This window comes from Neisseria sp. HMSC066H01 (assembly GCF_001837375.1).
Taxonomy (GTDB): domain Bacteria; phylum Pseudomonadota; class Gammaproteobacteria; order Burkholderiales; family Neisseriaceae; genus Neisseria.
Genome location: NZ_KV832194.1, coordinates 539,705 through 553,418, shown reverse-complemented (window position 1 = coordinate 553,418; position 13,714 = coordinate 539,705). Strand labels below are relative to the sequence as shown.

Below are 13,714 nucleotides of genomic sequence, written 5' to 3'. Positions count from 1 at the left end.
GAGTTAAAACTCACGCTTTTTTCAGACGGCCTCTTACAAAGCGGCCAATACGGCATCGCCCATTTCGGAGCAGGAAACCAGTTTAGTACCTTCTTCGTAAATGTCGCCGGTACGCAAGCCTTGTTGCAGTACTTTTTGTACGGCGTTTTCGACTTGTTGCGCGCGTGCTTCGTCGTTCAGGCTGTAGCGCAACAACATAGCGAGGGACAAAACGGTTGCCAGCGGATTGGCTTTGTTTTGACCGGCAATGTCAGGAGCAGAGCCGTGAGACGGTTCGTACAGGCCTTTGCCGTTTTCGTCCAAAGAAGCGGAAGGCAGCATACCGATGGAGCCGGTCAGCATGGAAGCTTCATCAGAGAGGATATCACCGAAGATGTTGCCGGTGGCAATCACGTCAAATTGTTTAGGCGCGCGCACCAACTGCATGGCTGCATTGTCGACATACATATGGGAAAGCTCGACATCAGGATATTGCTTGCCGACTTCTTCAAAGATTTCGCGCCACAGTTCGGTGGTTTCCAAAACGTTGGCTTTGCCTACGGAGCAGACTTTTTTGCTGCGTTTTTGGGCGGATTGGAAGGCAACGTGGGCAATACGGCGGATTTCGCTTTCGCTGTATTTCATGGTGTTGTAGCCTTCGCGTTCGCCGTTTTCCAAAACACGGATGCCGCGCGGTTCGCCAAAGTAAATATCGCCGGTCAGTTCGCGTACGATAAGGATGTCGAGGCCGGCTACGATTTCCGGTTTCAGAGTAGAAGCGTTGGCCAGCTCGGGATAAAGGATGGCAGGGCGCAGGTTGGCAAACAGATTCAAGTCTTTACGGATGGCCAACAAGCCGCGTTCAGGGCGCAGCGGACGGTCGAGATTGTCGTATTGAGGAGAACCGACTGCACCAAGCAGAACCGCATCGGCTTTACGGCAAAGGTTTTGCGTGAATTCTGGATAAGGATGGCCGTATTCGTCATAGGCTTCGCCGCCCAAAGGCGCATATTCGTAGCTGACATCCAAACCTTGTTCGATAAGTTTGTCGAGTACGCGGACGGTTTCTGCAACGATTTCAGGGCCGATGCCGTCGCCGCGCAAGATAGCGATATGTTTGGTCATTTCGGGTTTCCTTATGGGAAGGTTTTAGGTAAAGGGCAGGTCGTCTGTTTTTCAGACGGCCTTAAATCAATTTGCTCTGAAAACGCTGATTGTACCATTATGGTACTGGTAAAGCTGGGTAGAAATCGCGTAGGCAGATTCTTCAAATGCCTGCAGGGCAATATTCGCCATCGCCTGCAAAGCTTCTTCATCGGACGGGCTGCAAACGAGCAGGGCGTTGCGTGCCGGGACTGCAAAAACGGGGTTGGCCGGCAGCATAGGATCGTCTTTAAGTACTTCGTCCAAAAGCAAAATCAGGGAAGCATCATAGTCGTTGTCCAAATGGATTTGAGTCAATGACCAACCTTCGGCATGATGAATTTGGACACGTCCATTCATCCGTTGGCGCAGATTATCCATGGCGGTACGATACAAAGCGTCTTCATCTTCAATACCGGCCTCTTTCATATGCTCACGATTGAGCGTATGCATGGATTCGTCCGTATCCACCATGTAAAGCAACATGATATCGCCCGCAATCGGTTTGTATACCAGATAATCGGCAGGTTCGTCTTTGTCCGTATTTGTAATCAGTCTGACGTTTTCCAGATAAATCGTATTTTTAATTGTCGGAAGAATTTGTTGTGCTGAAACACTGGCATCAGTGTCTTGAATCTTATCGATAACCGCTAAATTGGCAGCAACAATAGCTTCCAAGGCCTCGGGATTCTGCAGATAACTTGTGTAATGGTTGCTCAAATATGTGCTGAACGATGCTTCATCGTCTTCGGAAAACTGGACGATGATAGGCGAAGAAGCAATGTTTTCGCCCCAGTCGATTTTCGCCTCAAGATCCAATTCTTCTTGGATACGACGGGCAAAGTATTCGACAAATTCCTGCCAAGTCATTAATTTAGGTTTGGAGCGGAACAACCTGCTGAAAAAAGACATATTGTGTCCTGAATAAGGAAGTAAGGCCGTCTGGAAAGTTATAGGCGTTCGGTTTCAACACGGATTTTAAAAACAACTTTGCGTATGTTCAGTCTGTCGCCGACTAATGGGGCATGCGCATCATTCGGAAAAAATAGCGCAAATTCGCCGGGCTCCAAGGTCAACCAAGTTTCCGGCTCGCAGTCGAAAAACTCGATATCGCGCTTTTCGTCGTAGCCCAAACCGTTTTTCAGACGGCCTCTGTCTATCCAGCCATATGTTTCGCTGCCATCAATCGGTGTTTGAATATCAATGTGTTTTAAGTGCGCTTCAGGCTGGGCTTCGTCTTTAGTCCTCATCGGCTCGCTGCCGATAAAAATACGGATATTGGGATTTTTGCACGGCACTTGGCCGTCCGGCAGATTGGCAAAATCTAGGGTCTGCAATAGATGGAAGGCCTCGGCAAAGTCGGGATGCAGGGCAGCATAGCGGGTGGCATTGCTTATGGTGTCGGTAATCATAATATATTTGTGTTGATTAAAGGCCGTCTGAAACGCTTAAATTTTTCAGACGGCCTTTGGTATGTCAACCGTTAAACAGCCAAGGCTGGCTTTGGCGGCGTTTTTCTTCGAAATCGCGGATTTCGTCGGCGTGTTGCAGAGTCAGGCCGATTTCGTCCAAGCCGTTTAAGAGGCAATGTTTGCGGTGTTCGGTAATGTCAAATGTGAATGTTTCGCCGCTAGGAGTGGTCAGGGTTTGCTCGGCAAGGTCGATGGAGAGTTGATAGCCTTCGTTGGCTTCAACTTCTTTGAAAAGCTGGTCAACCTGTTCTTCGGTCAAAACGATGGGCAAAAGGCCGTTTTTGTAGCAGTTGTTGAAGAAGATGTCAGCGAAGCTAGGTGCGATGATGGCGCGGAAGCCGTAGTCGTCCAATGCCCAAGGGGCGTGTTCGCGTGAAGAGCCGCAGCCGAAGTTTTTGCGCGTCAACAGGATTTGCGCGCCTTGATAGCGTGGTTGATTCAGGGAGAAATCGGGGTTCAGCGGGCGTTTGCTGTTGTCCATGCCCGGTTCGCCATGGTCGAGGTAACGCCATTCGTCAAAGGCATTAGGGCCGAAGCCGCTGCGTTTGATGGATTTCAGAAATTGTTTGGGGATGATGGCGTCGGTATCGACATTGCTGCGGTCGAGCGGGGCGACGATGGCGGTGATTTTGGTAAAGGCTTTCATGTCAGATTCTTATAGTAATAATGGGAAATTTTATGGCTATTCGGCTTAGCGCGTGCTGTGCAAGCCGATTCGGTTGCCTTCTGTATCTTCGATAAATGCGGCAAAGCCGTTGGCAATGCGGAATTTCTCTTGTAACAGTTTGCCGCCTGCTGCAACGGCTTTTTCTGCGGTTTCGGCACAATCCGGGCAATTGAAGAAAATGGTCGTTCCACCGTGGCCGGATTGGGCATTGCTGTCGTGCCAAATCATGCCCGCCGTGCCGTGTTGGGTGTAATCGGCTGGAAAAATGATGAAACGGAATCCGTTGCCACCAACGTCTTGCAAGGGCTTGTCAAATACGGATTCGTAAAAGGCCTTGGCGCGATCCAAATCATGAGCGTGAATACCAAACCAGCTTGACGGATTGCTCATTGTTTCTTCCTTTGCTTGGAATCGTGAAAATGTCTGAAAAATTAATAATGTATCAGGCCGTCTGAAACGGAGTTAGGAGCTTCAGACGGCCTGATTTACCGAATTATTCGGTAGCGGCTTCGATTTTTTCTCCAACATGGCTCATGCCGCGGCCTACTGCATTGCCGCCTTTTTTAACGGCTTCGCCAGTTTTGTCGGCAACGTGTTCTGCGGTTTCTTTGGTTTTGTCCCAATTGCGGCTGGTATCGTCTTTTGCGCCGGACCAAGTGCTGGAACAAGCTGACAGGATGAGGGCTGCGGCAGCCAATGCAAACAGTTTTTTCATACTAGATTCCTTTCAAGTTATCAATGATTAAGAAGGTTTTCGGACGTTTTTCGCAATATAATAAGAAAACTTGTTTGAGCAAGGTATTGTTTCAGTCGGCCTGATGAATAAAGGCCGTCTGAAAATATTTTAAGCCATAGTGCGGATGTCGGTAAAGTGGCCGGTAACCGCGGCTGCGGCTGCCATGGCAGGGCTGACGAGATGGGTGCGTCCGCCGTTGCCTTGACGGCCTTCAAAGTTACGGTTGGAAGTAGAGGCGCAACGTTGTCCCGGGGTCAGGCGGTCGGCATTCATGGCGAGGCACATCGAGCAACCCGGTTCGCGCCATTCAAAACCGGCTTCGATAAATACTTCGTGCAAGCCTTCTTTTTCGGCCTGTTCTTTCACCAAACCGGAGCCGGGGACAATCAATACGCGTTGTACATTGTCCGCTTTTTTGCGGCCTTTGGCGATAGCGGCGGCTTCGCGCAAGTCTTCGATACGGCTGTTGGTGCAAGAACCGATAAAGACGATATCGACAGGGATTTCGTTTAATGGCGTACCGGCTTCCAAGCCCATGTATTCAAGGGCGCGTTCCATGCCGCTGCGTTTGACCGGATCGGCTTCTTCGGCAGGATTAGGCACTTTGCCGCTGATGTCCAAAACCATTTCAGGTGAGGTGCCCCAGGTTACTTGAGGCTCGATGTCTTCGGCTTTGAAGTGGTATTCTTTATCGAATACGGCGCCTTCGTCAGACACCAGCGTGCGCCAGTACTCGACGGCTTTGTCCCATGCTTCGCCTTTAGGTGCGAAAGGTTTGCCTTTTACATAGTCGATGGTGGTTTGGTCGACGGCAACCATACCTGAGCGCGCACCGGCTTCAATCGCCATATTGCACAAGGTCATGCGACCTTCCATGGAAAGACTGCGGATGGCTTCTCCGCCAAACTCAATGGCGTAGCCCGTACCACCGGCCGTACCGATTTGACCGATGATGTAAAGCGCTACGTCTTTAGCGGTAACACCGGGTTTCAGACGGCCTTCAACGGAAATCAGCATAGATTTGGATTTTTTTGCGGTAATGCACTGGGTCGCCATGGTATGTTCGACTTCGGAAGTGCCGATACCGTGCGCCAATGCGCCGAATGCGCCGTGGGTAGAGGTGTGCGAGTCGCCGCAGACCACGGTCATGCCGGGCAGGGTGGCACCTTGTTCCGGGCCCATAACGTGCACAATGCCTTGACCTTTATCCATGAACGGGAAGTAGGCGAGTGCGCCAAACTCTTTGATGTTTTTGTCCAAAGTATCGACTTGCAGTTTGGAAATCGGGTCTTGGATGCCTTTGTCCCAGTCGCCGGTCGGGGTATTGTGGTCGGCGGTGGAAACCACGCTGTCGATACGCCAGAGTTTGCGGCCGGCCATTTTCAAGCCTTCAAATGCCTGCGGGCTGGTAACTTCGTGAACCAAATGACGGTCGATGTAAAGCAGGACAGTGCCGTCTTCTTCTTCGCGGACGACGTGGCTGTTCCAAAGTTTATCGTAAAGGGTTTGTGCGCTCATGATGAGTTTCTTTGCTAATTGGTAAGTATGAATGATGGTTTGTGTTTATGGGCGGATTTTAGGCTTTTTATAGGGGCTGTGCAATAGAAATTTGTCCAATTTTTAAAATTTGTCGTAAAGTTTCAAAAATTCTTATCGAAAATTAGACAAATTGTAGAATTGTTGACAAAAAGATGCATTTTATCTGAAAGAATGCTTGTCGAAATGCACTAAAAAGTTCTATCATTCTCACTCAATATCCACATTTACCAAGAGGTATAGAGAATGAAATTACCGGTTCTGGCTCCTGAGTACCTGACTCAATTTCAGGAATTCGAGAGAAAAATTCTTGCCAATCATGCCAAAATCGAAGCATGGTTTCGTTCGCATTGGAACGAACACCGTCCGCCGTTTTATGGTTCGGTTGACATCCGCAATGCCGGTTACAAAATTTCATCTATCGATATGAATTTGTTTCCGGGCGGCTTCAATAATTTGAATCCAAACTTTATCCCGCTGGCGGCGGTTGCCGCGCAAGATGCGGTACAGCGCGCCTGTGAAACGGCAAAATCCGTATTGATTATTCCTGAAAACCACACACGCAACACATTCTATCTGCAAAACGTTTATGCACTCAGCGAGATTTTGCGTTCGGCAGGGTATGAAGTCCGTTTGGGCAGCCTGAATCCGGAAGTTACCGAGCCGACTGAGTTTGAAACTGCTTTGGGCGATAAAATTCTGCTGGAACCTTTATTGCGTACCCGCGAGCGCGTCCATCTTGCCGACGGTTTTTCGCCTTGCGTTGTTTTGTTGAATAACGACTTGTCCGCTGGCGTTCCCGATATTCTCAAAGGCATCAGCCAAACCGTATTGCCTCCATTGCACGGCGGTTGGACGACTCGCCGTAAAACTGAGCATTTCGGTGCATACAACCAAGTTGCCGCCGAATTTGCTAAGCTGATTGACGTCGACGAATGGCAAATTAATCCTTATTTTGAAAAAATCAGCGGTTTGGATTTCCAAGAGCGCGAAGGCGAGGACGCGTTAGCAGGGGCGGTAGAGCGCGTATTGGCGAAAATTCAAGCCAAATACGATGAATTGGGTATTACCGACCAACCTTTCGTGATTGTCAAAGCCGACGCAGGCACTTACGGCATGGGCGTGATGAGTGTCAAATCCGCCGATGAAGTGCGCGGATTGAACCGTAAAAACCGCAATAAAATGGCGAAAGTCAAAGAAGGTTTGGAAGTCAGCGAAGTCATTGTCCAAGAAGGTATTTATACCTATGAAACCATGAACGGCGCCGTCAGCGAACCTGTCGTTTATATGATGGACCGTTTCGTCATCGGCGGCTTCTTCCGTGTACACGAAGGACGCGGAGCGGACGAAAACCTCAACGCCGGCGGTATGGTATTTGTGCCGCTGTCCAACAGTATTCCCACCGGCAGCGGCGATAATTCCCAAGAAGCCCCCGAAGCCTGCAAACGCGTATTCGAACAATGGGATTCGCTCGGTATGCCACGCTCTGAAAAAGACTGCGACGTGGATAACGAACACAACCGCCTCTACGTTTACGGCGTAATGGCACGCTTGTCCTTGCTCGCCGCGGCATTAGAGTTGGAACAAACAGCGCCTCAAGCCTAATAAAGCGTTTATCAATATTGTCAGGCCGTCTGAAAATCAGTTTTCAGACGGCCTTTTCTGTCTGTACAATTCATTCTAACTAAAAAACATGATTTATTTTTATGAGCAAACCAGCCAATCCAATTGAGACAAACGACAATCTGCAAGATCAAACCATGCAGCGCAGCAACACGGACAATGCGCCGCGTTCTGCCATCCACCAAACCTTATATTCCGCCGATACCTTTGTTCAGCATGATTATCTTGCCGGAAAGGCTTTGCCCGATATTGCACGCCCGCAAGAAGGCCAAATCAACTGGCTGCATTTTGTCGGCATCAATGATGCTGCTTTACTCAAACACGCGCTTGAGCCTTACGGTATCCATGAGCTGGTTATTGAAGACATTCTCAGCCGCAAACAGCGTCCGAAAATTGAAGACTACGGCAACTATGTGTTTACTGCCGCACAGGTTTACCATTACACCACCACAGGCAAGCTCCATTCCGACCAAGTGTATGTGATTATCGGCAAAGATTTTGTGTTGTCTTTCCAACAAAAACCGCTGGGCTTGTTCAGTCATCTGCGCCGGAAGATGCACGAAAATCCGCACAATATTTTGAACAAAAACACAGCGTTTCTGGCGTATTGCCTGCTTGACCGCATTGTGGACGACTATTTTATCGTTTTGGAATCATACAACAACCGTTTTGAAACCATAGACAAGTCCCTGTTTAAAAATGAAAACAGCGATATTCTCAGTAAGATTCACCGCCTCAAGCGTGATGCCGTCCGCCTGCGCCGAACGCTTTTGCCCTTGCGCGATGTGTTTTACCAACTGGCCGTGCGCGGCGATTTCGCCATTTTCAAAGGCGAATCGACCGTTTATCTGCGCGACGTGTACGACCACAATATGCAGCTTATCGAATCGCTTGATGCCTCTCGAGATATGGTGTTGAGCATGATGGACATTTATCTTTCCTTCCAATCCAACCGCATGAACCAGCAAATGCGCGTGTTGACGGTTATTACCATCATCTTCATGCCGCTAACCGTCATTACAGGCATCTACGGCATGAACTTCGACAATATGCCCGAGCTGCATTGGCATTACGGCTATTTCATGGTTTTGGGTGTGATGCTGTGCATCATCATCGGACTGCTGATTTTCTTTTCGCGTAGAAAATGGTTATGATCAGGTGTGGTAGATTGAATTTTTCCACTCAAAAACGGTAGAATCAAAATTCCTACAAAACATGCCGTCTGAAATACTAGGCGGCCTTAAAAACAAACCACTTCAAGAGGCCAAACTATGGAACAAGCACGCCAACTTCCTTCTCACGAACTCATTATGTCCGAGCTGATGATGCCGGATACGGCAAATTTCAGCGGCAACGTCCACGGTGGCGAATTATTGCGCTTGCTCGACCAAGTCGCTTATTCCTGTGCCAGCCGATACAGCGGCAACTACTGCGTTACCTTGTCTGTCGATAAAGTTTTGTTTAAAGAGCCTATCCATGTCGGCGAACTGGTAACCTTTTACGCCAGCATTAACTACACCGGCCGCACTTCTATGGAAGTCGGCATCCGTGTAGAAGCGCAAAACATCCGCACCGGTGAAGTGCGCCATACCAACAGCTGCTACTTCACCATGGTTGCCGTAGAAGACGGCAAGCCGGTTGCTGTGCCGCCTTTGGAAATCAATACACCGCGCCAACGTTGCCGTTATGAAAAGGCTAAAAAGCGCAAAGCATTGAGTTTGCAGGCTTCCGATGAAGATTCTTGCAGCAGTTAAATAAAGTTATTAAATAATGAAGGCCGTCTGAAATCCTGTTTCAGACGGCCTTCACGCAAAAGCCATAAACCGCTTGTTTTGTGGTAGAATCAACAAGATTTTTGCCATACGAAATTACAGATAATCATGACCGACGCAACCATCCGCAACGACCATAAATTTGCACTTGAAACCCTGCCTGTCAGCCTTGAAGACGAAATGCGCAAGAGCTACCTCGATTACGCCATGAGCGTGATTGTGGGTCGAGCCCTGCCGGATGTCCGCGACGGTCTCAAGCCGGTACACCGCCGCGTGTTGTACGCGATGCACGAGTTGAAAAACAACTGGAATTCCGCCTATAAAAAATCGGCGCGTATCGTCGGCGACGTTATCGGTAAATACCACCCCCACGGTGATACAGCCGTTTACGACACCATCGTCCGCATGGCGCAAGATTTTTCCATGCGTTATGTACTGATCGACGGTCAGGGTAACTTCGGTTCCGTTGACGGATTGGCCGCGGCAGCCATGCGTTATACCGAAATCCGCATGGAAAAAATTTCTCATGAAATGTTGGCGGATATTGAAGAAGAAACCGTTAATTTCGGCCCCAACTATGACGGCAGCGAACATGAGCCGCTGGTATTGCCGACCCGTTTCCCCGCGCTGCTAGTCAACGGTTCGTCCGGTATTGCCGTCGGTATGGCAACCAATATCCCGCCGCACAATTTGGGTGATACCATCAATGCCTGCCTGCGCTTGTTGGATGAGCCTGAAACAGAAATCGACGAACTGATTAACATCATCCAAGCGCCCGATTTCCCGACCGGTGCGACTATTTACGGCTTGAGCGGCGTGCGCGAAGGCTATAAAACCGGCCGCGGCCGCGTGGTCATGCGCGGTAAAACCCATATCGAGCCTATCGGCAAAAACGGCGAGCGCGAAGCCATTGTAATCGATGAAATCCCATATCAAGTAAACAAAGCCAAGCTGGTTGAGAAAATCGGCGAATTGGTACGTGAAAAAACGCTGGAAGGCGTATCCGACCTGCGCGACGAGTCCGACAAATCCGGTATGCGTGTCGTAATCGAATTAAAACGCAATGAAAATGCCGAAGTCGTTTTGAACCAACTCTACAAATTGACCCAGCTGCAAGACAGCTTCGGTATCAACATGGTGGCCTTGGTTGACGGCCAGCCGCGTTTGCTGAACCTGAAACAAATCCTGTCAGAATTCCTGCGCCACCGTCGCGAAGTTGTTACCCGCCGTACCCTGTTCCGCCTAAAAAAAGCGCGTCATGAAGGCCATATTGCCGAAGGTAAAGCGGTAGCCTTGTCCAATATCGACGAAATCATCCGTCTAATCAAAGAATCTGCCAATGCGCCGGAAGCTAAAGAAAAATTGCTGTCCCGCCCATGGCGCAGCAGCTTGGTTGAAGATATGCTCAGCCGTACGGATTTGGACCTGCAAATGATGCGCCCTGAAGGCTTGCCAGAGAATTTGGGCCTGCATGGCCAAGGGTATTACCTGAGCGAATTACAAGCTGATGCCATCCTGCGCATGAGCCTGCGTAACCTGACCGGCCTTGATCAGGAAGAAATTGTCGGCGAATATAAAAATCTGATGAGTAAAATCATTGATTTCGTGGATATTCTTTCCAAACCTGAACGCGTTACCCAAATCATCCGCGAAGAATTGGCAGATATTAAAGCCAACTTCGGTGACGAGCGTCGCAGCGAAATCAATCCATTCGGTGGTGATATCGCCGATGAAGACCTGATTCCGCAACGTGAAATGGTCGTTACCCTGACTCATGGCGGCTATATCAAAACCCAACCGACAACCGATTATCAGGCGCAGCGTCGCGGCGGACGAGGTAAACAGGCGGCGGCCACCAAAGACGAAGACTTTATCGAAACCTTGTTCGTTGCCAATACGCATGATTATTTGATGTGCTTCACCAATTTGGGCAAGTGCCATTGGATTAAAGTGTACAAACTGCCGGAAGGCGGTCGCAACAGCCGCGGCCGTCCGATTAACAACGTCATCCAATTGGAAGAAGGCGAAAAAGTCAGCGCCATCTTGGCCGTCCGCGAGTTCCCGGAAGACCAATACGTCTTCTTCGCTACCGCACAAGGCATGGTGAAAAAAGTCCAGCTGTCTGCGTTTAAAAACGTCCGCAGCCAAGGCATCAAAGCCATTGCGCTTAAAGAAGGCGATTACTTGGTCGGCGCAGCGCAAACCGGCGGTGCGGACGACATTATGTTGTTCTCCAACTTGGGCAAAGCCATCCGCTTTAACGAATATTGGGAAAAATCCGGTAACGATGAAGCGGAAGATGCCGATATCGAAACCGAAAACGAAGATTCAGACGGCCTGGATGATGAAAATGCCGAAAACGCATTGCCAAGCGGCAAACATGGTGTCCGTCCGTCCGGTCGCGGCAGCGGCGGTTTGCGCGGTATGCGCCTGCCGGCCGATGGTAAGATTGTCAGCCTGATTACCTTCGCCCCCGAAGCCGAGCAAAGTGATTTGCAAGTATTGACCGCTACGGCCAACGGCTATGGCAAACGAACCCCGATTGCCGATTACAGCCGTAAAAACAAAGGCGGCCAAGGCAATATCGCCATCAATACCGGCGAGCGCAACGGCGATTTGGTTGCCGCCACTTTGGTCAGCGAAACCGACGACCTGATGCTGATTACCAGCGGCGGCGTCCTGATTCGTACCAAAGTTGAGCAAATCCGCGAGACAGGCCGTGCTGCCGCAGGTGTCCGCCTGATTAATCTGGATGAAGGCGAAACCTTGGTCAGCTTGGAGCGTGTGGCCGAAGAGGCTGAAGATGAAGCCGCTTTGGAAAGCGATGCAGCTGAAAACCAAGTGGTAGAAACTGAAGATACTCCGTCTCAGGAATCTTAAACGTCAATGAAAAAGGCCGTCTGAAACATTTTCAGACGGCCTGCTTATTCCAAAAGAAAATCCCGTGAGCGCAACCGAACCGTTCGATTTACCTCTTTTCCTGAAAAATCTGCCCAATCTGCCGGGCGTGTACCGTTTTTTTGACGAAGACAACAATGTTTTGTATGTCGGCAAAGCGGTCAATCTCAAGCGGCGCGTTTCCAGCTATTTCCAAAAAAACGACCATTCGCCGCGTATCGCATTGATGGTAAAACAGGTTCACCACATCGAAACCACCATCACGCGTTCCGAAGCCGAAGCGCTGATTCTCGAAAACAACTTCATCAAAGCCCTGTCGCCGAAATACAATATTCTTTTCCGCGATGACAAAAGCTATCCTTATTTGATGCTCAGCGGCCATCAATATCCGCAAATGGCGTATTACCGCGGCACGCTGAAGAAGCCTAATCAATATTTCGGCCCGTATCCCAACAGCAACGCCGTGCGCGATAGCATTCAAGTGTTGCAAAAAGTCTTTATGTTGCGTACCTGCGAAGACAGCGTATTCGAGCATCGCGACCGTCCTTGTCTGCTTTACCAAATCAAACGCTGCACCGCGCCTTGTGTCGGCCACATCAGCGAAGAAGATTATCGCGACAGCGTGCGTGAAGCCGCGACTTTCCTTAATGGCAAAACCGACGAGCTGACGCGTACCTTGCAACACAAAATGCAAACCGCCGCCGCCAATCTGCAATTTGAGGAAGCTGCCCGTTACCGCGATCAAATTCAAGCGCTCGGTATCATGCAGAGTAATCAGTTTATCGACAGCAAAAATCCGAACAATCCCAACGATATCGATTTGCTCGCGCTGGCGGTTTCAGACGGCCTAGTCTGCGTACACTGGGTCAGCATACGCGGCGGACGGCATGTCGGCGATAAAAGCTTTTTCCCCGACACTAAAAACGATCCGGAGCCAAACGGACAAGATTACGCTGAAGCCTTTGTCGCCCAACATTATTTGGGCAAAAGCAAACCCGACATTATCATCAGCAACTTTCCCGTTCCTGATGCGCTGAAAGAGGCCTTGGAAGGCGAACACAGCAAACAGATGCAGTTCGTGACCAAAACCATAGGCGAACGCAAAGTCTGGTTGAAAATGGCGGAACAAAACGCACAAATGGCGATTGCACAACGCCGCCTGCAACAAAGCAGCCAGCAACACCGCATCGACGAACTGGCCAAAATCCTCGGCATGGATTCAGACGGCCTCAATCGCCTCGAATGCTTCGACATCAGCCACACGCAAGGCGAAGCCACGATTGCGTCCTGCGTTGTGTACGATGAACAAAACATCCAGCCTTCGCAATACCGCCGCTACAACATCACGACCGCCAAACCCGGCGACGACTACGCCGCCATGCGCGAAGTGTTGACGCGCCGTTACGGCAAAATGCAGGAAGCCGAAGCCAACGGCGAAGCCGTCAAATGGCCGGATGTCGTGTTGATTGACGGCGGTAAAGGGCAAATCGGCGTAGCCGTATCGGTATGGGAAGAACTCGGGCTGCACATTCCTTTGGTCGGTATCGCCAAAGGCCCAGAACGCAAAGCCGGTATGGAAGAACTCATATTGCCTTTTACCGGCGAAGTTTTCCGCCTGCCGCCCAACAGCCCGGCTTTACATTTATTGCAAACCGTACGCGATGAATCGCACCGCTTTGCCATTACAGGCCACCGCAAAAAACGTGATAAAGCGCGCGTTACTTCCTCACTCAGCGAAATCCCCGGTATAGGTAGCAAACGCCGCCAAGCATTGCTCACCCGATTCGGCGGCCTGCGCGGCGTGATTGCAGCCAGCCGCGAGGACTTGGAAAAAGTGGAAGGCATCAGCAAAGCCTTGGCGGAAACCATTTACGAGCATCTGCACTGA

Annotated in this window: 12 protein-coding genes; 5 read left to right on the top strand and 7 right to left on the bottom strand. The window is 50.1% G+C overall.

What is annotated here, in order from left to right:
* Positions 1-33: 33 nt before the first annotated feature.
* The 7 genes from leuB to leuC all read right to left on the bottom strand — a co-directional run bounded on the left by leuB (position 34) and on the right by leuC (position 5,515).
* A complete protein-coding gene (gene leuB, locus HMPREF2551_RS06740; RefSeq protein WP_049349474.1) occupies positions 34-1,104 on the bottom strand; it encodes a 3-isopropylmalate dehydrogenase in 1,071 nt (356 codons plus the stop codon).
* 66 nt (positions 1,105-1,170) lie between these two features.
* Complete coding sequence (locus HMPREF2551_RS06735; protein WP_070838013.1) at positions 1,171-2,034, bottom strand: DUF1444 family protein; 864 nt, start codon at positions 2,032-2,034, stop codon at positions 1,171-1,173.
* Between the two features lie 38 nt (positions 2,035-2,072).
* Positions 2,073-2,534 carry a NanQ anomerase/TabA/YiaL family protein gene (locus HMPREF2551_RS06730; protein ID WP_070838011.1) on the bottom strand — a complete coding sequence of 154 codons (462 nt, stop codon included), beginning with the start codon at positions 2,532-2,534 and terminating at the stop codon, positions 2,073-2,075.
* 64 nt (positions 2,535-2,598) lie between these two features.
* On the bottom strand, positions 2,599-3,240 hold the full coding sequence (gene leuD, locus HMPREF2551_RS06725; protein WP_049322418.1) for a 3-isopropylmalate dehydratase small subunit: 642 nt from the start codon (positions 3,238-3,240) through the stop codon (positions 2,599-2,601).
* A gap of 45 nt (positions 3,241-3,285) precedes the next feature.
* On the bottom strand, positions 3,286-3,651 hold the full coding sequence (locus HMPREF2551_RS06720; RefSeq protein WP_070838010.1) for a VOC family protein: 366 nt from the start codon (positions 3,649-3,651) through the stop codon (positions 3,286-3,288).
* Positions 3,652-3,754: 103 nt separating this feature from the next.
* Positions 3,755-3,976 carry a hypothetical protein gene (locus HMPREF2551_RS06715; RefSeq protein WP_070644808.1) on the bottom strand — a complete coding sequence of 74 codons (222 nt, stop codon included), beginning with the start codon at positions 3,974-3,976 and terminating at the stop codon, positions 3,755-3,757.
* A 129-nt stretch (positions 3,977-4,105) separates the two neighbouring features.
* A complete protein-coding gene (leuC, locus tag HMPREF2551_RS06710) occupies positions 4,106-5,515 on the bottom strand; it encodes a 3-isopropylmalate dehydratase large subunit (RefSeq protein WP_049343582.1) in 1,410 nt (469 codons plus the stop codon).
* A 264-nt stretch (positions 5,516-5,779) separates the two neighbouring features.
* On the opposite strand from leuC, the gene gshA reads away from it, so the two are divergent.
* The 5 genes from gshA (at position 5,780) to uvrC (ending at position 13,714) form a co-directional block, all read left to right on the top strand.
* The gene (gene gshA, locus HMPREF2551_RS06705) at positions 5,780-7,138 is read left to right on the top strand and encodes a glutamate--cysteine ligase (RefSeq protein ID WP_070838008.1); all 1,359 of its coding nucleotides are present in this window, start codon (positions 5,780-5,782) and stop codon (positions 7,136-7,138) included.
* Positions 7,139-7,239: 101 nt separating this feature from the next.
* Complete coding sequence (gene corA, locus HMPREF2551_RS06700) at positions 7,240-8,310, top strand: magnesium/cobalt transporter CorA (RefSeq protein WP_070838006.1); 1,071 nt, start codon at positions 7,240-7,242, stop codon at positions 8,308-8,310.
* 117 nt (positions 8,311-8,427) lie between these two features.
* Entirely contained in the window at positions 8,428-8,910 is a 483-nt protein-coding gene (locus tag HMPREF2551_RS06695; protein ID WP_070814170.1) for an acyl-CoA thioesterase, read from the top strand.
* 126 nt (positions 8,911-9,036) lie between these two features.
* On the top strand, positions 9,037-11,808 hold the full coding sequence (gene gyrA, locus HMPREF2551_RS06690) for a DNA gyrase subunit A (RefSeq protein WP_070838004.1): 2,772 nt from the start codon (positions 9,037-9,039) through the stop codon (positions 11,806-11,808).
* Between the two features lie 64 nt (positions 11,809-11,872).
* Positions 11,873-13,714, top strand: a complete 1,842-nt coding sequence (gene uvrC / locus HMPREF2551_RS06685; protein WP_070838003.1) for an excinuclease ABC subunit UvrC — start codon at positions 11,873-11,875, stop codon at positions 13,712-13,714.

What these genes read in the sequence shown, in the direction of transcription:
- leuB (WP_049349474.1), bottom strand. Translation starts at nt 1,104, where the DNA reads ATGACCAAACATATCGCTATCTTGCGCGGCGACGGCATCGGCCCTGAA.
- HMPREF2551_RS06735 (WP_070838013.1), bottom strand. Translation starts at nt 2,034, where the DNA reads ATGTCTTTTTTCAGCAGGTTGTTCCGCTCCAAACCTAAATTAATGACT.
- HMPREF2551_RS06730 (WP_070838011.1), bottom strand. Translation starts at nt 2,534, where the DNA reads ATGATTACCGACACCATAAGCAATGCCACCCGCTATGCTGCCCTGCAT.
- leuD (WP_049322418.1), bottom strand. Translation starts at nt 3,240, where the DNA reads ATGAAAGCCTTTACCAAAATCACCGCCATCGTCGCCCCGCTCGACCGC.
- HMPREF2551_RS06720 (WP_070838010.1), bottom strand. Translation starts at nt 3,651, where the DNA reads ATGAGCAATCCGTCAAGCTGGTTTGGTATTCACGCTCATGATTTGGAT.
- HMPREF2551_RS06715 (WP_070644808.1), bottom strand. Translation starts at nt 3,976, where the DNA reads ATGAAAAAACTGTTTGCATTGGCTGCCGCAGCCCTCATCCTGTCAGCT.
- leuC (WP_049343582.1), bottom strand. Translation starts at nt 5,515, where the DNA reads ATGAGCGCACAAACCCTTTACGATAAACTTTGGAACAGCCACGTCGTC.
- gshA (WP_070838008.1), top strand. Translation starts at nt 5,780, where the DNA reads ATGAAATTACCGGTTCTGGCTCCTGAGTACCTGACTCAATTTCAGGAA.
- corA (WP_070838006.1), top strand. Translation starts at nt 7,240, where the DNA reads ATGAGCAAACCAGCCAATCCAATTGAGACAAACGACAATCTGCAAGAT.
- HMPREF2551_RS06695 (WP_070814170.1), top strand. Translation starts at nt 8,428, where the DNA reads ATGGAACAAGCACGCCAACTTCCTTCTCACGAACTCATTATGTCCGAG.
- gyrA (WP_070838004.1), top strand. Translation starts at nt 9,037, where the DNA reads ATGACCGACGCAACCATCCGCAACGACCATAAATTTGCACTTGAAACC.